Consider the following 21,984-nt stretch of genomic DNA (forward strand, 5'->3'; position numbering starts at 1 on the left):
CTGGGCGGCTTCGTGGCCACCGAGGTGTTCCACGTCTCCGGCATCCAGGGCTTCTTCAACCTGTCCACCTGGGTCTGCGCCATCGTCGGCGCGGGACTCCTGCTGCTCGCCTACAACCTGATCGCCGGCCGACGTTCGAGCCGGCGTTCGAGCCGCTGGGCCGGCCGCCGATGAACCCGCCCAGCACGCCCCGCAACCCACCCCAGAGCTCACGCCCCTGCCGCGGCAGAGGCGATGCGTGATGCCCATCGCCGCAGCCATCGCGGTCATCGTCGTCGGCGCCGTCCTCACCTTCGCCTTGGCGGACGGTTCGGTGGGCGGCGTCGACCTGCGCATCGTGGGTGTCATCCTGATGCTCGGCGGCGGCGTCGGGCTGCTGCTGCCTCTGCTGCTGCGCACCAGGTCACGCTGGAGCCAGTCGACGGTCCGCAGCCGCCAGGACGTCATCGACGACCGCATCGACGACCGGCTGCCGCCCACCCTGGTAGACCCTGCTGACTACGACGGCAGGCAGGGTACCCGCCGGGCCCCGGACGATCGGCGCCGGTGAAATGGGAAGCGCCAAGACCGTGCCGGGGACCGCATCTAATCTGCAGCCGCGCGGTATGGCCCCGATTGACAGTCAGGACCAGTCGGCACACCGATATATCGGCGTGCCGCTGAAGGTCATCAACCTATGTCAACCCGCTGCCTTTGGCCCCTCCTTGCGGGGGCGTGCGCGAAGGCAGCGACATTCGCAGGAGGCAGACATGTCCACGATGATTTGGATAGCCGTCACCGTGGCGGTGGTCCTGGCGCTGGCCGTCGGCTACGTCTTGCTGCGCCAGCGCCGGCAAGGCCTTCGCCGGCGCTTCGGCCCCGAATACGAACACGCCCTGAACGAACAAGACAGTCGCGGAGAGGCCGAGCAGGAGCTGCGAGCTCGGGAGAAGCGGGTCGCCACCCTCGACATCACGCCGCTCACCCCCGCCTCCCAGCAGACCTACGCCCAGCAGTGGGCCAAGCTCCAGGAGCGGTTCGTCGACGCGCCGGGTCCTGCCGTCACCGAGGCCGACGAACTGGTCACCACCGTCATGGCCGAGCGCGGATATCCCACCGAAGACTTCGAGCAGCAGCTGGCGGACCTGTCGGTGGTGCACGGCCGTACCCTGCACCACTACCGCCAAGCCCACGAGATCAGCAGGCGCGCCGCCCCAGGCGAGGCCTCCACCGAGGACCTGCGCCAGGCCATGGTGCACTACCGCGTCCTGTTCGAGGAACTCCTCGACAGCGGCGACGAGCACCACCCTCAACCGGCCGCAGCCGGCGAGAAGGAACCAGCACTCACCGACGACTCCCAGCAAAGGTGACGCGACATGGACATCCGCAACGACCCCGAACGCCTCGATGAGCGCCTCGACGAATTCGCCGAGGCGCCATCACCCCGGCCCGGACCCGTCGATACACACGACGACAACAACAACGACGACGCCCAGCCGGCGACGCCGTCTGGGCAGGTCGTCTTCGATCAGGCGGCCCAGCCACCACCCGCATCCGCATCGCCGGCACCGGCGGTGTCTCTGCTCGGCAGCGACCCGGCCGATGTCCGGGACCGCTGGCACGACCTCCAGGCGTCCTTCGTCGACGACCCCCGCGATGCGGTGCAACGCGCAGACTCGCTCCTGGAGGAGGTGACGGCCTCGGTCCACCAGGCGCTGGAAAGCCGCATCCGTGAGTTGCAGGACCTCTGGAAGAACACCGGCGACCGCGACACCGAGCAGCTGAGGACGGCTTTGCGCTCCTACCGCGATGTCATGCACCGGCTGCTGCCACTCGCCGACGAGCGGGTGAGCCGCTAATCCCCGCCATGCCGGCGGGAGGAATGCTGAGGCCGGTGGTCCTGCACGTGCCGCCGGCTTGGCCGCCCTTGCCCACCGGCTGGCCGGTGGGCGGCTGCACGGCACCGGACGCAAAGGAAAGAATAGATGGCCGTCCTGGACATCCCCCTGGAGCAGATGACCGCCGAAGAGCTTCTGAGCGAAATGGCCCGGGCGCAGACCCCAGAGTCGTATAAGGTCCGGCTGCGCGAGCGGCTGGTGGAAACCCACGCCTGGATGGCCAAGTCCCTCGCGCGCCGCTACCGCAACCGGGGCGAACCCATGGAAGACCTCCTGCAGGCCGCCTACGTCGGCATGATCAAGGCCATCAACCGGTTCGACGCCGGCCTCGGCCACGACTTTCGCCGCTATGCGGCCGTCACCATGGCGGGTGAGGTCAAACGGCATTTCCGGGACCGCGCGTGGGCCATCCGGGTTCCCCGCGTCCACCAGGAACGCCGCTCGCAGCTGATCCGGCTGTCCGCCGACCTCAGCCAGGCCCTGGGCCGCTCGCCGACCGTCGCCGAACTGGCGGCCGAGATGGGCCTGCCGCAGGAAGACGTCCTGCTGACGATGGACGCCTCGGCCGCCTACACCGCCCTATCACTGGACGCCCCCCTCGACAACCGCGACAGCCGCGGCGGCGGCCACCGCGTCAGCCTGGCCGACGTCCTGCCCTGCACCGACGAAGCACTGGACACCATCATCGGCACGCAGTCCGTCAAGCCCCTCATCGACGCCCTGCCCGCGCGCGAGAAGCACATCCTGCTGCTGCGCTTCTACGGCAACCACACCCAGGCCGAAATCGCCGCCGAGATCGGAATCTCCCAGATGCACGTCTCCCGCATCCTGCGCAACGTCCTGGGCCGGCTGCGAAGAGCACTGACCGACTAACCGACCGGCTAACCGACCGACTGATCGCATCTGGAGGCTGTGATGACGGTGAAGAGCGGGGCCAAGTCCGCGGGCCGCCAGGCGGCCTCAAGCCGCTGGCTGGAGTGGCTGGCCCGGGCGGGGTTCGTGGCCTGCGGTGTCAACTACCTGCTCATCGGCGTACTGGCGGTACAGATCGGCATGGGCGTCGGCGGTGAGACTGCTGACGCCTCAGGGGCGATGCATGCCGTTGTCGCCTACCCCGGCGGGTTCATCGCCTTGTGGCTGGTCGCCACCGGTTTCGCCGGGCTGGCGTTGTGGCGGCTGGCCGAGGTGGCCTACGGGCAGGCCCGCCCGAACGGCAGAACGGCCGTCAAGCGGCTGGCGTCTCTGGGGCGCGCCATCGTCTACATCGCGCTGTGCATCGCCATCGTCGTCCTCCTTCTCGGCGTCGGAAGACGGCGCTCAGGCAACATCCAGTCCAAGGACGCCACCGCCACGCTGATGAGCTATCCGGGCGGCCGATGTCTGGTCCTGCTCATCGGCCTCGGCATCGTGGCGGTGGGCATCAACATGATCGTGGAAGCCGTCCGCCGGAAGTTCACCGACAACCTGCACATGACGCACATGGGCGCGCGCACCCGCGGGATCGTCAAGGTCTTGGGGTTCGTCGGCATCTTCGCGCGTGGCAGCGTGTTCGCCGTCCTCGGCGTGTTCCTCGTCATCACCGCCACCACCTTCGACTCTGAAAAAGCGCAGGGCCTGGACGGGGCGCTGCGCAAGTTCACGCTAACGCCTCTGGGCCCCTGGCTGCCGGTCGCCGTCGCACTCGGCCTGGTCACCTTCGGGTGTTACTCCTGCTTCGAGGCCCGCTGGCGCAAGACCGAACCCGGCTAGACGACCTCACCTCGCGGGCATGCCCGACGCCAGCCGGCAGGGTTGTCAGGAACTTTCTCGGGTGTGACGTTGGGGTTCGGCTATCTCGGCGCAGGCGGGTCCACGATGGCGATGGTTCTGGGCGATGTGGAAGTGGCGTTCACCACGACGTTCACCTCCGGTGGAGCGATGAGAACAGCGGGGCTCATCGCGACGGCGGGTTCTGGCATCCGCTACCGCCGCGAGGCTTCCATGCGCTGGGCAGCCTCGGGTGCCCCTCCTACGACGACCCCAACGGCGAGGTGGTGGCCGTGTGCGTGCGCCAGGCGGCGGACCGGCCCGCCGCGCTGGCCGACCCGGTCGACGACCGGTGGATCTACGACTCGACCGAGACCGGTTCGGCGACCAGCGGCAGCATCTGGCGGCCAGTACCGTCCAGCGGGTACTCACCGCTGGGCGACGTGTGCGTCGCCGGCTTCGACAAGCCCGGCCCGAGCCAGGTGGTGTGCGTACGCACCGACCTGATCACGCCCGGCTCCACCACCATGATCATCTAGCATACCAAAGGCAGCGGCGCCGCGTTCCAGGCGAGCATGGCCCAGATCAGCGCCCCGGCGCGGGACGAGCACGCCGACGGCCAGGCCAAAGCGGTGATCGCGCCGGGCAGCTTCGTCACCTACGTACCGGGCACGCCCTCCCCGGCGATGAACGGGGAGACGCAGATCTTGCGGCTGCCGCCGCTGCCAGGGCCGTGGCCCGTCATGCCGCCCCTCGCCGGCGTTGCCGGGCGCCGACGGCACCCAGGTCGGGCGGGCGCTGGAGACCAACCGCGGCAGCCCTCGCGCTGACCGGCGCTCAATCCCCGTGGCTGCCGCCGGGCGGGTGTTGGTGATCGGCGGCGACGATGAGCCTTGCTGACTTCGCCCATAGCCGCACGGCGGCGACGGGCGTTGACTGAGAGGTGTCCGGCTGCCGGCCTGAGGCGGTGAGCCGCGATGGATGCTCGCGCGCCCGGCTGCTCGCAGCACACCCCGACCAAGGCCTCTTCGGGTCTTTGGGGGACATCGTGGCCACCATCCAGGCCGGCGCCGGCACCAGCTCGTCCCCCTTTCCGTAGCCGGTCTCGCCGAGCCGGTGCAGCGGGCTCGGCGCTGGTGGCCTTCCCCAGCCTGATGTCGCTGGCCAGGCAGGCTATACCCCGCCTGCTGGAGGCGGTCATCATCCCGCTCGCGCTGTTCTACACCGCCTGGAGCGGCAGCGCCGTCGTCTACTTCCTGCAAGCCGAGCTGGGCACCATCAGCTTGAGCATGGTGTTCCTGGCCTCGATATGGCTGCGCCGTCCGCTGGTCGGCAAACTGATCGGCGAATACGTCCAGCTGCCCCAGGCCGTCATGGCGCACGAGCGCATCCGCCGCTGCTTCGTCCACCTCGCCGTGTTGTGGGCGCTGGTCCTGCTGGCGAACGCCACCGTGAGCATCTGGCTGCTGCTGTCCGTGACGCTCGGCATCTACCTGCCCGTCCGCCCCGGGATGCTGTCGTCGTCGATCATCCGAAAGTCTCTGGCTACCGTCGGGAAGTCCCAGGAGGCGCGAGCGGTCAGCAGTTCGGAGCCCATGGCTTTATCCGGCAGGGTGGCATAGTAGCCATGGAAGTAGTCCGCCAGCGTTTGGAGGTCGTCTGGTTCGGTCTGCTTGGCGGGGCCAAATCGGCGGCGGGTCTCGGCGACCGGCAGCCCGTAACTGGCCGGCATGGCCTGCTCAACCGGATCGAAGATCACTACGAGACCACCCTCGGGCCGTCGTCCTTCCCGGTTGGACCGACCAGCGGCCTGCAGAATCGATTCCGCAGGCGACATCGCCCGGTAAACGACCGGGAAGTCCAGATCGACGCCCGCCTCGATCAACTGGGTGGACACCAGATACAGCGGCTCGGCCGGCTTTCGCTTCAGGGTCGCCTCGACGTCGGCGAGCACATCGCGGCGATGCGCGGGGCACATTCGGGTGGAGAGATGCCGTACCGTCCCCGACCGCTCCTGGTTCAGCAGGCCATACACAGTGCGGGCGTGATCGACGGTGTTCACCACGGTAAGCACCTGCCTGGTCGGCTCTGCGGCCACCATGGCGGCCACTTGCTTCAGCGATGGGCGGGGACTCGCCTCCCACCGGTAACGCATCGGCCGTATCGCGCGCAGGCGCCGCTGCAGGTCGGCAGGATTCGGCAGGATCTCCTCTGCTTGGACCTCGTGCAGCGGCGGTAGGTCCCAAAACTCCGGCTGGGTCGCCGAGGCCAGCACCACGGTGACCTTGAAGTGTTCCACCAACTGACGCAACATCGCCAAGATCGGGATCAGCAGGTGCACCGGCAGCGCTTGGATCTCATCCAGCACGATGACCGACCGGGCCAGCCGGTGCAGCTTGCGCATCGCCCACGGCCGCCGATCATGCAGCGAGTGCAGCAACTGCACCGTCGTGGTCACGATGAACGGCGCATCCCAGTTCTCGGCCGCCAGTCGCTGCCACCGGCTGCCGGGACCATCCAGCGCGACGCTGCTGTGATGCTCCAACACCACCGAATCTTGTGGGGTTGAGCGCAGGAGGCCACGATATTCCTTCGCATTCTGCTCGGTGATCGAGATGAACGGCACCGCCACCACCACTCGACGCAACCCGTGCGCAACCGCGTGGTGCAGCGCAAACCCCGCACTGGAGATCGTCTTGCCGAGGCCGGTAGGCGCGGCCAGCTTGAAGAACCCCGGCTCAAGCGACGCCGCGGCGATGCACGCGTCGTACACCTCACCTCGCAACGGATCAACCGGACTCGGTGTCCGATCGCGTCGATCGCTCAGCTTGGCCTTCCTCCCAGCCTCGAACCGATCCAGCAGTTGAGCCGCAGCCACTGGGGCGGCAACATGCTCGCGTCGCTTACCGAAATGAACCTGGGTATCCAAGTGGTCCGCGTCGACCAAGGCGCTGAACAACATCCGAGTCAACAGCTCAGCACCTAGCGCATCAGAGGCGCACGGCGGCCAGATCGGAGCCAACGGCGTAGCCAGTTCAGGAAGACGAGCCCGCAGGCGCTGGAGCGCTTGCTCTTCATGCACGGCATCCAGCGGAGGAGACGCCAGGAAGTTCGCCATCGCGCTCGGATGATCCAACCCGCCATGATGGCCATAGACCGGTAGAGCGAACACGTCGAACCCAAGCTGGTCTACCAGGAACCGAGTCCCCGCTGCTCGGTGATCGATCCCCACAGGATCATCGGTGCCTTCCACCTCAAGCAGTCTCCGCTGCCAAATATCGGCAGCCTTCCCGAAGTCATGCGTCAGCCCCAGCCAACGAGCAAGCTGGTCAGCGCCAAACGCCTCGGCGAACTGCCCCGCCCACCAGGCCACCGACCGAAGATGATCCTCAAGAAGGTGCCTGCGCTCAGTCCCGTTGGCACGGCTATGTGCCCATAACGGACATTCGTCGGGATCTGATTCCCGCTGGGCGGGGCTAATTGTCTTCATGGCCCGAAACCGTACAAGGGGCTACCGACAATTAGCCTCTCGCCTGCATGGAACTCAATATGATGGCGAACGCCAAGGTGCGTGATCACGGTGAAGCCGCCCGAAGCGACGCCGATGGCGCGTACCCAGGCCTGCCGCTTACCTTGCCACAAAGCCGAATTTATCCTGTCCGATATCTATACTCGGCATCTAGGGGATGGAAGCACTTTCGTGGCCGGCATGTAGGTCCCGCAGCCGAGGACGTACGGGAGACGGTGAAACTGCAGCAATTGATGTTGTTAGCGCCGATTTGGCGGAACGCGGCGAAACTGTCGGCGTTGTCTCCTACAGTTCAGCTCCCGTAGGAATCACCCAAGTAAGGGGGTGCCGGAACCTTAGTGCTCACGCGACACGCGGTAGGTCACTAAGGGGATATCGCCCTAGATGTTCCTTGATTGTGAATTCGCAAGTCTTCGTGGCGGCGCCGAGAACGGCATAATACCTGCTCGGATGCCGTGGCGGTCGCCTTCCGGGGCGACCGAGGGTCGCAACCTTGATCACACTGGAGTCGATGTCCCACTGGGTGGTGTGGTCGAATTCTCCAGCAGGACATAATGATCAAGGTCGTGCTGGTTGCTTACCGGAGGAGCAGCGTCCATCTTTCTCGGTGAGCGGCCGAGAGCCGGTCCAGTCGGTGGCGGACCGTCCTGACGGTGTGGTCGATGTGCTGCGGGTCTTGTCCTGGATTGGAGCACTTATTGATCTTGTAGACATGACGACCACCCTCTTACTGAGAAGGAGCCGCGGGGAGCCAATTTTGGGAGCCAACACCTTGTGACTTCCTCGGATCATCCGCGTCCTCCTCGGAGAATTTGGCGAGGTGAGAAGCCCCGCGATCGACTCAGATCGACATCTCCAGATGCCCCGATGTTCCTTCACACCGAAGAGGTCACTGGTTCGATCCCAGTATCGCCCACCATGATCAAGGGCCACATCCCAACACAGGGAGTGGCCCTTTTGATCTTTGTGCAGCAGCAAAGTGCAGCAGTCCCTATCGGTCGAGACTGTCTCCAAGGCGTCTGAGAGCGTTCCTTGTCGCCTTTGTCGGAGATCTCCATCGTTACGGCGATCTCGCTGCGCCGGAGGATCTGCATCGCGACATGAGGGTGCACCTCCAGCGCGACGAGAAGCGAAGCGCACGTGCGGCGCGTGTCATGCACCTTGATCAGCCGCACGCCAGCCTGCTGGCAGGCGGCGTGGAAGTGCCGGTTGCAGTTGCGGGGTTCGTACGGCGTGCCGTGCTTGGTCGTGACAACGAGCTCGTTGCCCACCCACGCATCGCCCGCGGCCTCCTTGTCGGCAGCCTGCTGTTCGGCGCGCTCTTTCAACGCCAGGGCGGCATCCTTTCGCATGGGTGGGTGACCGACGGGCGAAGAGGGTGTCCATCGCCGCAGCTCCTTGCAGGGGTGCGGGGCGGATCCGCTTACGGTGGACGGCTTCGGTGACAGCCGTCCCGCTATGGCGGGCGATGTTCTCCAGAGGGCACGCCGGCAGCGCAAGGAAGCGGCCTGAGCCCTTGGTTTGGTGTCGACTCCTTCGCGCACCTAGCGCCACACGGCGATCCACGGTGGGATGTCCTTGTCCGGATCGCGGACGAGGTCGACCTCTTCAGGTGAACGCCCGCAGTCCTCCGCCGCCCTTCGCGGCGTCTCCTCCCACCGGCCGAATTGAGTATGGGGTTACTCAGGCGCGCAGATCGTTGCCGGTTTACCTTCATGGAGCAGGTAACGGAGGGAGTGGCCCGTGGCCACCAACGAGACATGCAGGGCAATCGCCGACGTCACCCGGGCGAAGATGCTCTCAGCTACGGAATCACCCGTCCTCGTCAAGGTCGAGTTCCTGGGCGGACTGTCGGAGACGCAGAAGGCGGCGTTCAAGGGCGTGGCCGATCGCTGGGTGTAGATCATCGTGGGAGATCTGCCTGAGATGCGGATGCCCGGCCTCGCGGCGATCGACGACCTCAGGGTCATGGCACGGGGCATGCGCATCGACGGCCCCACGGGAGGCTCGGCGCCGCCGGACCGCTGGTGATGCGCCCACATCATCACCCACGAGATGGGGCACCGCGCCGGGCGTCGGTGCCACCGGCTGGCGGCTGAAGCACCTCATCCGGGGTTTTCGGCACCGACAATCCCGTCTTCACCGGTGCCACGGCCAAGACGGCCTTCACTTGCGCGGTAGATCACCAGACCACGCATCCGGAACGAGGACCCCCGATGCACCAGCACCATCCAGTAACACGCCATGCCCTCACCAGGCCACAACCCCCCAAACGAGGAGAGTCTGCATGACAGGGAGAGAAAGCAGCAGCTCGCTGGTACCCATAGTGGTCGCCGTCATCGGCCTGATCACGGCCCTCGTGACCTCACCGCTGTGGGGCGAACCGGTATGCCGGGCAGTCGGGGTCTGCCAGGACGGCGGTAGCCACTCCGCCTCAGCAGGCAACCCCAAGAGTGGCCACAACTCCTCCAAGCAATCATCCAAGCCGACCAACGGTGCGGCGGGGTGGAGCTGCCCCGGTGGACTGTTCTGCGCATGGGATGGCGCTCAAGGTGAGGACACCATGATCGTTCAAAAGGACGCCACCTGCGGCATGCATGACATCGGGAGCGCCGGCTTGGGGGACCGGCTGACCTCGTATCAGAACCGGACCGGCAAGAGCGTCGCACTGTACAACTGGACGGGTGCCGAATGGCAGCTACTCGTGAGCGTGCCCGACGGTGCGAAGGGCGACATGCCCCAGTCGGCGGACAACATGACTGACGCGGTGAAGATCTGCGCCTGATCAACCAGATCAGAGGGTGGTTCGCGAGTTGATAGCCGTGATGCCGGTAGCTTGATCGGACGCGGCAACCGAGCCCGAGCTGAACCTGTCCGATTTCGACAACGGCGACCTGATCGTCGGTGCGATCAGCACCGAGGCGCTCGGCGACGCGCTCAGGAAGGCCGGCGGCCGGTAGATGGCCGGTCGCCCGGGGAGAGCACCCCGGGCGACGCGATCGCCAACGCGTCGTAGGTCGGGCTCATGGCGCTACGGGCATCGATCGTCCGGCGTCAGTGTTGTCGGGCGGCGCGCATGACCGCTGCCACCAGACGCCGGTTCTCCGGCGCGCCGCCGCCCCCGCCGAAGGAGAAACGACGCCGGGTGTAGCTGTAGGCGACCCCACTGGAAGGGTCGGCGAAGGACTGCGCGCCGACCGCACCGCTGTGGCCGAAGGCGTCGGCACCGAGTTCCGGGTAGCGCATGGCCTGGGCCTCGAAGCCGAGCAGGAAGTGGTCGGGTTCGCCGGTGACGAGGTCGGTGCCGATCGCGTGCGGCTTGGTGAACTCGGACAGGGTCCCCGGGTTCAGCAGCGGTGGCCGTCCGCCGACCTCGGAGATCGCCGCCGCGTAGAGCGTGGCCAGGCCGCGCGCACTGCCCACGCTGCCGCCCGAGGCGGGGCCCCGCGCCCGCACGGCACGCGTGTTGGCGTAGGCGACCAGGTCGGTGGGCGGAGTGGCGTTGAGGTTGAAGGCGACGCCCATCAGGCTGTCGGGCGCGGGGGCGTGCCGGTCGGCGATGGCCTGCTGCTCGGGCATCAAGGGTTGCACCGGCAGGTATCGCGCCTCCGCGTGCTCGGGCAGGCCAAGGTAGAAGTCGAGTCCGTACGGGGCCCGTACGCGCTGCTCGTACACCTGCTGGAGCGAGGCGCCGCTCGCTCTGCGCACCACCTCGCCGGTGAGCGCGCCGATGGTCAGGGCGTGGTAGCCGTAGGCGCTGCCCGGCCGCCAGTACGGACGCCGGCCCGCCAGCCGCTGGGCCAGCAGCCGGTCGTCGGCCAGCTCGTCCGGGCTCATCCCGCCATCCACGCCGATCACTCCGGCCCGATGGCCGACCAGCTCCCGGAGTGGGAGCTCGCCCTTGCCCTCGGCGGCGAACTGCGGCCAGTAGTGGGCCACCGGGCGGTCCAGGTCCAGAATCCCGTCCTGGACCAGCAGCGCGACCACCAGGTGCGCGGCGCCCTTGCCCGATGAATACAGCGCGAGCAAGGAGTCGCCGGACACGCCGTCTCCTGCCCACACGTCCACGACCCGCCGTCCGCGCACATGCACGGCGAGCTGTGCGCTCAGGCCGGGCTCGGCGGCCACGACCTCGGCGAAGGCGTCTCGTACGTTCTCGAAACCTTCGGCTACGGTGCCCTGCACAGGCATGGCGTTCACTTCCTTCGCGGTTGGTGGCCCTTGACCCGCGCTGTGCGGCTGCGGGCCAGGGGCCGTGGGCGGACGGATCAGGCGTTCGACAGCTGCGGCTGCCTGGCGGCGCGGGCCTTGGCGGCGAGCGCGTCCAGCACGTCCCGCAGGAGGTCGATGGTGGCCACCTCGGCGAGGTTGCCGCCTCGTCGAAACGCTCGTGGGCACGGAAGACGATGAGCTCGGGCTTGACGACGTCAGACTCGGTCCGCACCACCTGGCGCGGGGCGAGTTGGCCCGTGCCGACCCGAAGTTGGTGGGGGCGGCGCCGATGACGGCCACGGGCTTGCGCAGCAGCGGCAGGCTCTCGCTCTGGGCCCAGTCGGCTCCGGCTCAGTCGAGGGCGGTCTTCAGGACGCCGAGGATGGAGTAGTTGTACTCGGGGGTGGCGATCAGCATCCCGTCGGCGGCGGTGATGCGCTACCGCAGGTTATGGACGACTGCCGGCCGCCGCCCAGGGTGGTCGAAGCCCAGGTCGTACGGGGGAATGTCGCGCAACTCATCGTAGATCTCCACCGACAGGCCGCCGGGCGCCACCTGCTGGGCGGCACGAAACAGGGCGGTGTTGTGCGAGTCGGCACGCAGGCTTCCCGAGATGCCGAGGATCTTGAGTTCGCTCATCGGTGAATCGCTCTCTTGTTCAGGGGCCTCCCCGGGGGAGGTCGGCCAGGTCCTGGGCGACGAACTGAACTATACGGATCAGTTCATATGAACTCAACTGTTCAGTTCAGGAGGTGGGTAGCATGAGAACGGTGAACGAGACTCCCAGGCGCATCCCGACCGGGGAACGCGCCGCGCGCAAGCGGGCGGCCATCATCCGGGCCGCGCGCACGGTGTTCGTGGGCCAGGGATTTGGCTCAGGGATGGACCGGATCGCCGCCGAGGCGAACGTGTCCAAGGTGACCGTCTACAACCACTTCCGCAGCAAGGAAGAGCTGTTCCTCGAAGTGATCGGCGACGCTCTGGAGCAGGCGCTCGGCCGGTCCTTCCGGGCCATGAGCGAGCACCTGCGCGACGGCGGTGACATCCGTGACCTCCTGCTGCGTACGGCGCGCTCCTGGGTGGAGGGCATGACCCGCGCCGACGTCCAGGCCCTGCGCACTTTGATCGCAGCTCAGGTTCAGCGCTTCCCCGAGCTCGGACGCGCGTGGCGCGAGCAGGGGCCCGACCGCTTCTCCGGACCCCTCGGCGAGGCGCTGAGCAAGCGGGACGACCTCGACATCCCGGACATGCCCCTGGCGCTCACCCAGTTCTACGCGCTGGTGCTCTACCCGCACGTCGTGCACAGTGCCTACGGCGACCGCCTCGACGCCGACTTCACCGAACAGCTCATCACCACGGGCGTCGACATGTTCCTGACCTATTACCGGGCAAAGCCACCGGAGTAGGGTCCCCGAGCACCGCTCCACCTCCTCGGGCGTCACTTCCTCGATGTGGCTCTGAATCCACCACACGTTGCCGAAAGAGTCGCGCAGAAAGTAACCTTGGCGTCATGCCAGCGGCTGGGTGTGTTTGGCTGCCACGGCGTCGAGGGCCGCTCTTTCGTGTGTCCTACCAGAGGGTGGACGGTCCCGCGACAACCCAGCCAGCGTCGGTGGGCTTGACCCAAAAGCCCAATGACACCTCGATCATCTGCGCGCGGTAGGTGACCTCGACGTAGAGATGGCTGCCAGTGTGGCCCCAGCTGAAGCCTCCGAGGTCGAGTTCGCAGAGCCAAGACAGGTCCTGCTCCCACTCATCGGCAGCAAGGCAGCAACTCGCCTTGTCCGCATCGGCGCTCGCTCCAACCGAGCCGGTCCATAGCGACTTGAGCACATGCCGGACCGATGAGTGATCGACGAGTTGTTCGGCCTCAGAGATCTTCCCAGCTCGGAGGAGGCTGAAGTAGCGGCAAACGACCGCTTCGACGTCGGTCTTGGAAGGGCGCTCCGTCCAGATCTTCACCGCGAGATCATAAAGGTGGGATGACGCCACTGAACGTTTTCATCCCGCTTCGTGGACTGAAGAACGAGGATCGCTTTGATGAGCTGACCTGCGAGAAGCGGGCGGCATCGGAGTTTGCGCAGGATGTGCCAGGTTTTCAGTCGTGCGTGGGCGCGCTTGCCGGGTCCGCGGAGCTTGGCGTGGGCGGCGTTGGCGGCCTTGTGCGAGGCGGGCTTGTTGCGGGCCTTGTAGGGCGCGCGCACGTGCTCACCGGCGCCGACGTAGCCCTTATCAGCCAGAGTGACCAGGTCGGCGGTCTGCAGGCGGAGCAGGATGCCCCGGATCCGGGCGGCTTTGAGGTCTTGCACCGAGCCGGCAAGGAGTCGGAGGTCCACAGGGGTGTGCCGTCAGGATTGGCCAGGACCTGGACGTTTCATGCAACTCGGAGCCTCTGGGCTGGCGGTTGATCTTGGTCGACAACCCGTTTACCGGGGGCTCTGATACGCCATCAGGCGAACACTTCCGCGATCATGTCGTGAACAGCATCCGCTGCCGGAGAATGAAAAGGGTCACTGGCACTCTTCACGTCTTTCTCTCCTTGTGATCCGGGTCTACGTGAGATGATCGAGAATGGAGGGAAGGGTGAAAGACGTGATGGGCGAATGGTACCTTTTGTTGAGGTCTACCCCTTCAGTAGAGCCGTGCCCCCTTCGTGATGCCTTCCAAATCCCCATCACTTCCGGCTACTATTCACAGGCTGCCGGAGCCATGGCCGGCTTGTGTTTCGCCGCATTAGTACTGCTGCTTGGGGTCAAAGAGAAGGATGCGCGTGCGCCTCGCCAGAACCCGGACGCATTGGCGACATTATTTGCAACCCTGTTTTCCCTGATATTCTCGATGATTCAGTATTCCGTCCTCGCGGGCACCCGAGCGGCAGATGGGCGCACGGCAGGTGGCGAACTCGTTGCGGGGCTGACCTTCACTCTTGCCATCTCTATGTTGTTTCACGCGCTAGGTCTACTTCTCGAGATGCAGCCAGAATGTGCGTCTATAGCAGAGTTGGCCCGCTGGGTCAGCGTCGTGATAATTCCCGTCTGCGGACTGCTCTTCCTTGTGATGGGATCCCAGGATTCGGAGCTCATCCGCTTTGGCTCATCCGGCCAGGAGCCACTCGTCGCCTGCCCCGAATCATCTACGGTGCAAGCGGTGGGTCTTGTCCTGGTCGGCGTCATGGCGATCTGTTTGATTATGGTCAAGGCGACGAACTGGCGTACCGCTTGGGCCCACAGGCATCGGTCACTGGTTCCCGTCGTGACACTTGTCCTGACCGTGGTCTCGCTATTCTGCTTCGGTTTCCTCAGCATGCATCCGTCCGACTTCGTCGCTCCCAGATGGGCGCTGGTGGCCTTCTTGGCCACAGCCTGGCTTCTTCTGACTGCAATAGCAGTGTTCGTCCAGCTCGGCAGCAAGAAGCCCGTGGTCCCTTCCAGGGGTATAGCCGCCGAGACAGCTATCGGGACAGATGAGAGATCCTCCGGAGAAGATGACTCCTTGCATAAGGTGCTCATGGAGAGAGGATGGGTCATAATTCTTATGTCGCCCAAGCGGTCGCGCGTCTTCAAGCCTGGTCGAGACCGCCGGTGATCCGATCGCTTCCGCGATTACTACTCCTTTGCATGGCTCTGCGGATCGTGGTAGCGGCTGAGAGAGGACTCTCGCCGGGTGCCGTTTCGGGCAGCGAACGCCAGATGAAGCGTGCGTCGAGCATTCAACAGGAGTGTTGCCGCAGTGGCTTGCTTCCTGAATCGCAGGTGGGGAGGGGCCCAGTCGGGTCCACCGGCCGATCGGTACATACCATTGATATATCCGCTCTCTCTATGATGTCGCCGTATGCCATCCATGTGCTCAGGCGGACCACGCTTTTGTTGCTGTTCATGGCTATGTCCCCTCGGGCTTGTTGCGAATTCTGCTTACCTGAATCCCGAGGCCCACGAGCCGATGACGGCTACGTGACATTCACCCGCTTTCTCGGGACTCGTCACACTCGTGGTTCAAACGCCGTTGCACGTGAGTTATCGCAGGTCATGATCATGCAGATTAGCCCGGCCTTCAGCTACGAGTGGCACAGGCAAAGGGTGCGGGTCCGCGCAGGGCCATAGGCAAGGGAACCTCCGCAAGAGCCTTGGGGCCGGAGTTCCCACGAACGCCGATGGCCCTGCCGCGACGATGCGGGACATGGCGGCACAAGTGCGGGCGAGCCGGTCAACCGCACCGTCGCGCCGCAGTGGGTCGGCGGCAGACGGGATGGACGGGGTGAACGTACGCGAGTTGAGTCGGGACGCGGTTGATCTGCCGCCGGTCGGAGTGACGTGTCAGGGAGAACCCGCTAATACTCCGCCGTAGATCGTGAGCGGGCCGGTGGAGCGTGACGATAGACGAACTGATGGTTAGGATCGCCGCCGATTCGCCCGCATCGAACCGCGGCGGCTTCCTCATCCTCGATGAGATGCCCTCGACATCGCTAACAAGCCGGCCCTTCTCGCCTCGGCTTATTCCTTGCCGTGGGTGGGGACGATATCGAGCTTGTGCATGCGACGGACGCCCCATTCCCCCAGGGCGCCCAGCGCCGCGTAGAGCGCACTACCTTCGTCTGTCAGCTCGTATTCGACTCGGGGCGGTGTCTCCTCGAACACGGTCCGCCGGACGATCCCGTCCGCCTCGAGCTCGCGTAGTTGCTGGGCGAGCACCTTCTCACTGACGCCAGGGAGGCTGCGGCGCAACTCACCGAATCGATGAAGCCGCTCGTCCAGCGCCCAGAGGATCAGCGCCTTCCACTTGCCTCCGACGACGTCCATCGCGGCGTCGAGGGCACAGATGTAGGGCGGGTTGCGCACCCGCCTCATGATAGCCGGGCCGCCCCGCCCGACTCCTGGGTGCCCTGGTACGGGCTCAGCCGGCGGTGATGGCGCGCTGCATCCGCCACAGCGAGGCGCGCAGGTGTCCGGCCAGATCCGCGGGCACACCCGCCTCCGCGGAAGCGGAGAGGATGTTCTCCAGGCCGGTCGCCTGCATCGCGGGGTTGTACTCGTCGGGGACGGATTCGCTCACGTCGGCGCCGGCGACCGTGATCGGAAGCATCTGCTCCATCCACGGCTGGAGCACCTCACGCTTGAACGTCTCCACGTCGCCGCCTTCCGCGTGGATCAATGCCACAGCGTGGTCCGCCCCGGCGCTCATGCCGTACATGCCGCTGAGCGCGGCCATGTCATACAGCGCCGCGAACCCTGGGTCCTCGCCCACCCAATGAGGACGACCAATGGGGCCGAGCACAGGGGCGACACGGTCGAACACGTCACGCGCACCGCTGTAGAGGATGAAGGCTCCCTCGCTACCCACCGTCGGAGGCACGGCCATGATCCCGCCCGCGAGGAAGCGCACCCCGTACCCCTCGAGCCATCCCGCGAGCTCGCGCGCCTGCCGTACAGAGCCGCTGGTGAGGTTGACGAGCATCCCCCCGGCCAGCTTCCGCATGGCCGGTGCGAGCGCCTCACGGACGCTGGCGTCGTCCAGCAGGCAAGTAACCGTAAGGTCACCCGCCCCGATCGCCTCTTCCACGCTGGACGCCTCCCGCGCACCGCGCGCAACGAGTTTGCCCGCTTTCCCGGGCGTACGGTTCCAGACCGTCACCTCGCGACCGGCTTCGAGGAGCGCGCTCGCGAGCGCGCTTCCCATGGCTCCCAGACCGAGGATGCTGATTCGTTCATGCCGCATGTTCATGGGAACACTGTTCACTCGGGTCGGCACGTGCTACAAGAACGCACTTCGAAGTGCGTGGTTACCTGGTGGTTAGTGCTCGACGAACGCAATGCTGCGGAGGGGCGCGCCGATCAGACGCGTGAACAGGCGCTGGACTTCCGGCAAGGTCATCGGCACCAGGCGGGCTCGGACTGGTGGTCGCCGCACTCTCGGGCGGCCACCATGGCCAGGAAGGGCCCTTGCCGGTCTGGAACGACTCCTCGATGCGCCACCGGGTGCCGGCCACCTTGACCAAGACCAGCAGTGGCACCACACCGGGCGCACCCGCTTACCGGTGCGGTGGTGGTGGCGGATCAGCACCCAGCGGCGGCCCGGCTCGGCTGTTGGCGATGGTGATGAGCGCCCAGTCGTAGTAGCGCTGCCCCTTGGCCGCTGCCCCGGCCGGCAGTCGCCGCCCGGCGGTCTTCGGTAGGCGAGCGGCGATCTCGTCGGCGCGCCGGGTTCCGGCCGCGGTGGGGATGCGATGGTTGGACGCCACCGCCATGACGTGGCTGATCTGGCCGGCTTCCAGCGCGGGGGTCAGGTCTCCGGCGTGTTCGGCCAGCAGTCCGGCCACGAACGCCGCCGCCCGCCGTCGAGGTTCGATGCGGGCGAACCGGCCGGCGATCCCGGCCGGCAGTTCGTCCATCATCACGCTCCACCGGCCAGGCGCTACGCCATGGCTCGCGACCACTGTTCGATCTTCTTTTTCCTCACAAAAACACGATGAATCAGGCAGTGGCCGTACGCGTTCTCACCCGACTCCAGCGTCAAGATCACGATCTACGGCTGGAGTGCTAATGAGCTAATAGAGCTTCGGTGGATTCCCTTTGGTCTCGACCACTTGGCGAGCCTGCCCCTCCCACTTCCAGATGAGGTCGCGCCACTCCGGAGACTGAAAATATTGGCTCGTTGGCATATCGGCATCGAACTCGGGCATGTACAGGCCCAGAACCCCTTTTTCGAGTATGCCGTCGGCGATCACGCCGCGTTCTCGTAGGATCAGGATCGGGAGGCCCAGCTGGAAGGCCATTGCGGGTTCAATGTGCGACCAGGGGCTGGTCAGCCACTGATCTGTGATGTCGTACGGAGAGCGGTCCGTCAAGTCGGTCATGTGGTTCCCGATGGCCCGCTCGATGTATGTGCGACGGAAGGCAATTGTTATCAGGCCGTTCGATTCGAGCAATAAACGGCGGATGGCTTTCAGGGGGGCGTCCGTGTCGTAGTCGGTCACGCCCAGCGTGCGAGGAGCGAATCCACGGTCGTCCAAGTAGCCGCAGAGAGCTCCGATAAATTCCTCTTGTTTTGAGTTGCAGGGTTTCGGATAACTCAAGAAAATAGAGACCTTGGATCTGGCCCGAGAAAGTGAAGGATCGACTCGCACAGGATGATCTTACGTGCTGGCGCTCTGCTCCGTCACCATTCCTCTGGAGGTCTGGGGTGGTCTTCGCCGTGCCGGCACATGCATCACAAGTGGCCTCTGAACAGGGGGACCCCAAGTCGGGTGCTTGTCGCTGGTTCGGTCCCGACACCGCCCATCGACGTCGAGGGCCACGTTCAACCCTCGTCGGCACGGCTGGGTGGGACCGCCTCTCGGGGTCGCGCAGGGCTTCCTCAGGTTCGGCCTGTGCGACCGACCGCGTTCCTTGATGAGACGCTGCCGGCGGGGCGTTCTGGGGCGGGACGGTGCCGACGCGTGTTCCTTCAGGTGGGGAGCTGAACTGGAGGCCGGCCTTTCGCCTGCCCGTCGTCCCAGGGCCAGCCGGTTTCCCGGGCGGGTGGGACTACGGACAGACCGGAAGGCCGTGGCTGGAGCCTGTCACTCAAGCGTCCACGTACGTGCACAGACTATGGGGCAGTAGCACAGATGATTTCAGGGTGAACTGTTATGTTCTGGTCCGTCCCATTGTAAACGCCGATTTCCCAAGTGGTGTCTGACAGTCGCCTATTAGTGACTTGAGAGACGCTGTCCGGCTGAGCTGCGCGGAAGGAAGCATCGAGGGCATAGCCTCCGCTGAGGACCACCTTCCCGGCCGGGCAGGTCAGGATCCGGTTTTCGATGGTGCGCGGGGCGACGGTGAAAGGAGTTCCCTCTATTGCTTGGTAGCCCGCAAGGCCTCCGTTCGAGGGCGGCGTTGTCGTCTGCGCGCTCTGGGTGCAGTTATTGGTCTGGCTGTTGCTCGTCTGGTTTCTGTTGCCCTTGACGGAGTTTATGTTGCTCGCCGTGGGAATGCACACCAATGAGGGCGACACGTTCGTGTTCGGGAGCAGGTTCGAAAGCACGCTGGTGTTGGGAACGATGTCATCGACGATGTCGATGACCGGCTGAGGGTCGGCGAGCACCGGCTCGACACGCCCTTTGTGTTAATTAATGGAGGTTTTACGCCTGAGTGGGAGTGCGTTAGCGGGCCATGGGTGGGATCGTCCAAATTAGCCCTTGTACTCCAGTGGCACTTCGCGATCTTGAGGCATTGAGGTCACATGGCAACGGCCACCGCCTGATCAACGAGCTGCTGGCCCGGATCGCCGGCCGGTTCGGCCGTATCGAGCCACGTCGCGCCGCCGGTGCTTACGCGGGTGGGCTGTTGCCGACCTCGACCACATGAATGTCTGGAATCTGGCCGAACGCGCCGGGCTGACCGGGCCGCAGGTCCTGCAGCGGCTGCTGCGTACTGTCCGCTGGGATGTCGATGCGGTCCGCGATGACCTCCGCGAGCTCATCGTCGACCGGCTCGGCCCCGACGGCGTGCTGATCGTGCATGAGACCGGGTTCGTCAAGAAAGGCGTTGGTTCGGCCGGGGTGCAGCGGCATTGCGGGCCGGATCGAAATCTGCCAGATCGGCGTGTTTCTCGCCTGCGCCACCACGCTGGTGGGATTCGGAACGTTGATCCGCGACATCGCCGAAGCGCCGGCCAAGCGTGAAGCGGTCCTCGGCGTCGTCGTACGAAGCCAAGGTGTGCGGTGGACGCCGTCCGCTCCGCCGACCCTGGCGGTGCGGACGGCGCGTGAACGTCGCCCGCTCCGCCGAGCCTGGTCCGTGGGGCAGGCGCGTGAACGTCGTCCGCTCCGCCAACCTTAGAGGTGCGGCAGGCGTAGTCCTGCGATGAGGAGTTCGACCAGGCGGCGGGCGTCGTAGCGCGGGTCGTTGTCGGCCCCGATGCAGAGGTTTCCGACGCCCCGCATGAGCTCGTAAGCATCCACGTCGGAGCGGATCTCCCCGGCGGCGGCCGCGGCTTCGAGGAGCTGGGCGCACGCGGGTACGAGGCGGTCGAGGAAGTAGGCGTGCAGCGTGTCGAAGCCGGCGTCGTCCGACTGCAGCACCGCGGCCAGTCCGTGCTTGGTGACCAGGAAGTCGACGAACAGGTTGATCCAGCGTCTCAGCGCGGCGTGCGGGGTCACGCCGCTCGCCAGCAGGGTTGGGGCGGCCTCTGCGCAGGCCTCGACCTGGTGCCGGTAGACGGCGATGATGAGGTCCGCCCGCGTGGGAAAGTGGCGGTAGATCGTGGCCACCCCGACTCCCGCCCTGGCCGCGATGTCGCGCACCGGCGCTTCGACGCCCGAGGTGACGAAGACCGCCGCCGCGGCGTCGAGCAGAGTCCTCTCGTTGCGCCGGGCGTCGGCCCGCTTGCGCGGGGCCGCGCGCTCTGCGCCACCCTCGTCGCGGTCGTTCACCGTGCCGCTTCCTCCACTGTCGAGCTTGCCAAAACGGAACTGTGTTCCTTATCGTTGTCGGAACGAGGTTCCGATTGCTCATGATGCCAGAGCAGAGTCCTGGCCACCAAGCTGAGCGCCGTAACGAAGCGCCGTGCTGAACCGTGTTCCGATTGAACGAGCGAAAGGATCAACGGCCCGATGTTGCACACCTCCAGGCCGCGCTTCGGGATCATGACCGCCCCATCGCAGGTCGACTACCAGGACGTCCTGCGGGTCTGGCGCGAGGCGGACACGATCCCGGAGATCGAGCACGCATGGTTGTTCGATCACCTCCTGCCCATCTTCGGCGACCCGAACGGAACGACGTACGAGGGCTGGACCCTGCTCTCGGCCCTCGCCGCGCAGACCGGGCGGCTGCGTCTCGGCCTGCTCGTGACCAGCAACCGCTTCCGGCCGCCCGCGTTGCTGGCCAAGATCGCCGCGACCGTCGACATCGTCTCCGGCGGACGGCTCGAGTTCGGCATCGGTGTCGGCTCACGACCCGGCTGGCCGTCGGCCCGGCGCGAGTACGAAGCGCATGGCCTGCCCTTCCACGACGCCGCCCACGCCGTGGAGAGCCTCGCCGAGGCGTGCACGGTCATCCGGCGGCTGTGGACCGAGGCCGAACCGTTCGACTTCCACGGCACCCATGTCAAGCTCACCGGCGCGTTCTGCAACCCCAAGCCCGTCCAGCGCCCCCACCCGCCCATCCTCATCGGCGGGCGCTCGGGCCCGACGCTGCGCGTGGCCGCCGAGCACGCCGACATGTGGAACATCCCTGGCGGCGACATCGACGACGTCGTCGCACGCAGCCGGCTGATGGACCGCTACTGCGCCGAGCTCGGTCGCGACCCCGCCTCGATCATCCGCTCGATCCACCTGCCGGTCTCCTACGACCAGCCCGACATCACCCGGGACGCGATCGGCGAGGCGATCGACGCCGGCTTCCGGCACATCGTCCTCGGACTGTCGGCGCCCTACCCCGCCGGCGTCGCGCGATGGGTCGCCGACGAGCTCATCACCACGTCGACCCGGGCGGCGGCCGAGGTCAGTCGCTGAGCAAGTCACGAGCGGTGGCTGAGGTCAGTCGTTGTCCAGGCTCCGAGCGGCTGAGGTCAGTCGTTGTCCAGGCTCCGAGCGGCTGAGGTCAGTCGTTGTCCAGGCTCCGAGCGGCTGAGGTCAGTCGTTGT

At 66.1% G+C, this 21,984-nt stretch carries 22 protein-coding genes and 4 pseudogenes; 14 read left to right on the forward strand and 12 right to left on the reverse strand.

What is annotated here, in order from left to right; all coding sequences use genetic code 11:
- The first annotated feature begins 241 nt into the window (after positions 1-241).
- From ACFKCF_RS34250 to ACFKCF_RS34280, 7 genes are all read left to right on the forward strand, one after another.
- Complete coding sequence (locus ACFKCF_RS34250) at positions 242-550, forward strand: hypothetical protein (RefSeq protein ID WP_364842889.1); 309 nt, start codon at positions 242-244, stop codon at positions 548-550.
- Between the two features lie 199 nt (positions 551-749).
- The gene (locus tag ACFKCF_RS34255) at positions 750-1,349 is read left to right on the forward strand and encodes a hypothetical protein (protein WP_364842892.1); all 600 of its coding nucleotides are present in this window, start codon (positions 750-752) and stop codon (positions 1,347-1,349) included.
- Positions 1,350-1,355: 6 nt separating this feature from the next.
- Complete coding sequence (locus ACFKCF_RS34260; protein WP_364842895.1) at positions 1,356-1,838, forward strand: hypothetical protein; 483 nt, start codon at positions 1,356-1,358, stop codon at positions 1,836-1,838.
- A 126-nt stretch (positions 1,839-1,964) separates the two neighbouring features.
- Entirely contained in the window at positions 1,965-2,750 is a 786-nt protein-coding gene (locus ACFKCF_RS34265; RefSeq protein WP_364842898.1) for a SigB/SigF/SigG family RNA polymerase sigma factor, read from the forward strand.
- Between the two features lie 42 nt (positions 2,751-2,792).
- Entirely contained in the window at positions 2,793-3,626 is an 834-nt protein-coding gene (locus tag ACFKCF_RS34270) for a DUF1206 domain-containing protein (RefSeq protein WP_394499428.1), read from the forward strand.
- Between the two features lie 290 nt (positions 3,627-3,916).
- Complete coding sequence (locus ACFKCF_RS34275; RefSeq protein ID WP_364842903.1) at positions 3,917-4,162, forward strand: Vps62-related protein; 246 nt, start codon at positions 3,917-3,919, stop codon at positions 4,160-4,162.
- Between the two features lie 597 nt (positions 4,163-4,759).
- Positions 4,760-5,245, forward strand: a complete 486-nt coding sequence (locus ACFKCF_RS34280; protein ID WP_394499429.1) for a hypothetical protein — start codon at positions 4,760-4,762, stop codon at positions 5,243-5,245.
- A 125-nt stretch (positions 5,246-5,370) separates the two neighbouring features.
- Here ACFKCF_RS34280 and cas3 read toward each other — a convergent pair.
- Both cas3 and ACFKCF_RS34290 read right to left on the reverse strand, forming a co-directional pair.
- Positions 5,371-7,113: pseudogene (gene cas3 / locus ACFKCF_RS34285) on the reverse strand (CRISPR-associated helicase Cas3'); the annotation flags it as partial.
- 914 nt (positions 7,114-8,027) lie between these two features.
- Positions 8,028-8,504: a hypothetical protein gene (locus tag ACFKCF_RS34290; RefSeq protein ID WP_394499430.1), complete on the reverse strand. Its 477-nt coding sequence runs from the start codon at positions 8,502-8,504 to the stop codon at positions 8,028-8,030.
- A gap of 391 nt (positions 8,505-8,895) precedes the next feature.
- On the opposite strand from ACFKCF_RS34290, the gene ACFKCF_RS34295 reads away from it, so the two are divergent.
- The 3 genes from ACFKCF_RS34295 to ACFKCF_RS34305 all read left to right on the forward strand — a co-directional run bounded on the left by ACFKCF_RS34295 (position 8,896) and on the right by ACFKCF_RS34305 (position 9,937).
- A complete protein-coding gene (locus ACFKCF_RS34295; protein WP_394499431.1) occupies positions 8,896-9,054 on the forward strand; it encodes a hypothetical protein in 159 nt (52 codons plus the stop codon).
- A 6-nt stretch (positions 9,055-9,060) separates the two neighbouring features.
- Positions 9,061-9,183 carry a hypothetical protein gene (locus ACFKCF_RS34300; protein WP_394499432.1) on the forward strand — a complete coding sequence of 41 codons (123 nt, stop codon included), beginning with the start codon at positions 9,061-9,063 and terminating at the stop codon, positions 9,181-9,183.
- 256 nt (positions 9,184-9,439) lie between these two features.
- The gene (locus tag ACFKCF_RS34305; RefSeq protein WP_394499433.1) at positions 9,440-9,937 is read left to right on the forward strand and encodes a peptidase inhibitor family I36 protein; all 498 of its coding nucleotides are present in this window, start codon (positions 9,440-9,442) and stop codon (positions 9,935-9,937) included.
- Positions 9,938-10,206: 269 nt separating this feature from the next.
- Here the strand turns inward: ACFKCF_RS34305 and ACFKCF_RS34310 are convergent, their stop codons facing one another.
- Entirely contained in the window at positions 10,207-11,343 is a 1,137-nt protein-coding gene (locus ACFKCF_RS34310) for a serine hydrolase domain-containing protein (RefSeq protein WP_394499434.1), read from the reverse strand.
- A gap of 372 nt (positions 11,344-11,715) precedes the next feature.
- Positions 11,716-12,003 (reverse strand): annotated as a pseudogene (locus ACFKCF_RS34315) (NADPH-dependent FMN reductase).
- 131 nt (positions 12,004-12,134) lie between these two features.
- Between ACFKCF_RS34315 and ACFKCF_RS34320 the strand changes: the two are divergent.
- Positions 12,135-12,770, forward strand: coding sequence for a TetR/AcrR family transcriptional regulator (locus tag ACFKCF_RS34320; RefSeq protein WP_394499435.1), 636 nt, complete (start codon positions 12,135-12,137; stop codon positions 12,768-12,770).
- Between the two features lie 163 nt (positions 12,771-12,933).
- Here ACFKCF_RS34320 and ACFKCF_RS34325 read toward each other — a convergent pair whose 3' ends face one another.
- The gene (locus tag ACFKCF_RS34325) at positions 12,934-13,326 is read right to left on the reverse strand and encodes a hypothetical protein (protein ID WP_394499436.1); all 393 of its coding nucleotides are present in this window, start codon (positions 13,324-13,326) and stop codon (positions 12,934-12,936) included.
- Positions 13,323-13,738: pseudogene (locus ACFKCF_RS34330) on the reverse strand (transposase family protein); the annotation flags it as partial. The pseudogene ACFKCF_RS34330 and the gene ACFKCF_RS34325, both read right to left, overlap by 4 nt.
- Positions 13,739-13,947: 209 nt before the next feature.
- On the opposite strand from ACFKCF_RS34330, the gene ACFKCF_RS34335 reads away from it, so the two are divergent.
- The gene (locus tag ACFKCF_RS34335) at positions 13,948-14,949 is read left to right on the forward strand and encodes a hypothetical protein (RefSeq protein WP_394499437.1); all 1,002 of its coding nucleotides are present in this window, start codon (positions 13,948-13,950) and stop codon (positions 14,947-14,949) included.
- Positions 14,950-15,854: 905 nt separating this feature from the next.
- Here the strand turns inward: ACFKCF_RS34335 and ACFKCF_RS34340 are convergent.
- The 5 genes from ACFKCF_RS34340 to ACFKCF_RS34360 form a co-directional block, all read right to left on the reverse strand.
- Positions 15,855-16,208, reverse strand: a complete 354-nt coding sequence (locus ACFKCF_RS34340) for a winged helix-turn-helix transcriptional regulator (RefSeq protein ID WP_394499438.1) — start codon at positions 16,206-16,208, stop codon at positions 15,855-15,857.
- Positions 16,209-16,254: 46 nt separating this feature from the next.
- The gene (locus ACFKCF_RS34345; RefSeq protein ID WP_394499439.1) at positions 16,255-17,082 is read right to left on the reverse strand and encodes an NAD(P)-dependent oxidoreductase; all 828 of its coding nucleotides are present in this window, start codon (positions 17,080-17,082) and stop codon (positions 16,255-16,257) included.
- Between the two features lie 307 nt (positions 17,083-17,389).
- Positions 17,390-17,752 carry a hypothetical protein gene (locus ACFKCF_RS34350; RefSeq protein WP_394499440.1) on the reverse strand — a complete coding sequence of 121 codons (363 nt, stop codon included), beginning with the start codon at positions 17,750-17,752 and terminating at the stop codon, positions 17,390-17,392.
- 153 nt (positions 17,753-17,905) lie between these two features.
- On the reverse strand, positions 17,906-18,334 hold the full coding sequence (locus ACFKCF_RS34355) for a hypothetical protein (RefSeq protein WP_394499441.1): 429 nt from the start codon (positions 18,332-18,334) through the stop codon (positions 17,906-17,908).
- A 614-nt stretch (positions 18,335-18,948) separates the two neighbouring features.
- On the reverse strand, positions 18,949-19,443 hold the full coding sequence (locus ACFKCF_RS34360) for a hypothetical protein (protein ID WP_394499442.1): 495 nt from the start codon (positions 19,441-19,443) through the stop codon (positions 18,949-18,951).
- A 155-nt stretch (positions 19,444-19,598) separates the two neighbouring features.
- Between ACFKCF_RS34360 and ACFKCF_RS34365 the strand changes: the two are divergent.
- Positions 19,599-19,967, forward strand: a pseudogene (locus ACFKCF_RS34365) (transposase); the annotation flags it as partial.
- 209 nt (positions 19,968-20,176) lie between these two features.
- Here ACFKCF_RS34365 and ACFKCF_RS34370 read toward each other — a convergent pair.
- Positions 20,177-20,773 (reverse strand): TetR/AcrR family transcriptional regulator, encoded by a 597-nt coding sequence (locus tag ACFKCF_RS34370; RefSeq protein WP_394499443.1) that lies wholly within the window; start codon positions 20,771-20,773, stop codon positions 20,177-20,179.
- A 180-nt stretch (positions 20,774-20,953) separates the two neighbouring features.
- On the opposite strand from ACFKCF_RS34370, the gene ACFKCF_RS34375 reads away from it, so the two are divergent.
- The gene (locus ACFKCF_RS34375; protein WP_394499444.1) at positions 20,954-21,853 is read left to right on the forward strand and encodes an LLM class flavin-dependent oxidoreductase; all 900 of its coding nucleotides are present in this window, start codon (positions 20,954-20,956) and stop codon (positions 21,851-21,853) included.
- Positions 21,854-21,984: the final 131 nt, after the last annotated feature.

The organism is Nonomuraea sp. JJY05 (assembly GCF_043496855.1).
Lineage (GTDB): Bacteria > Actinomycetota > Actinomycetes > Streptosporangiales > Streptosporangiaceae > Nonomuraea.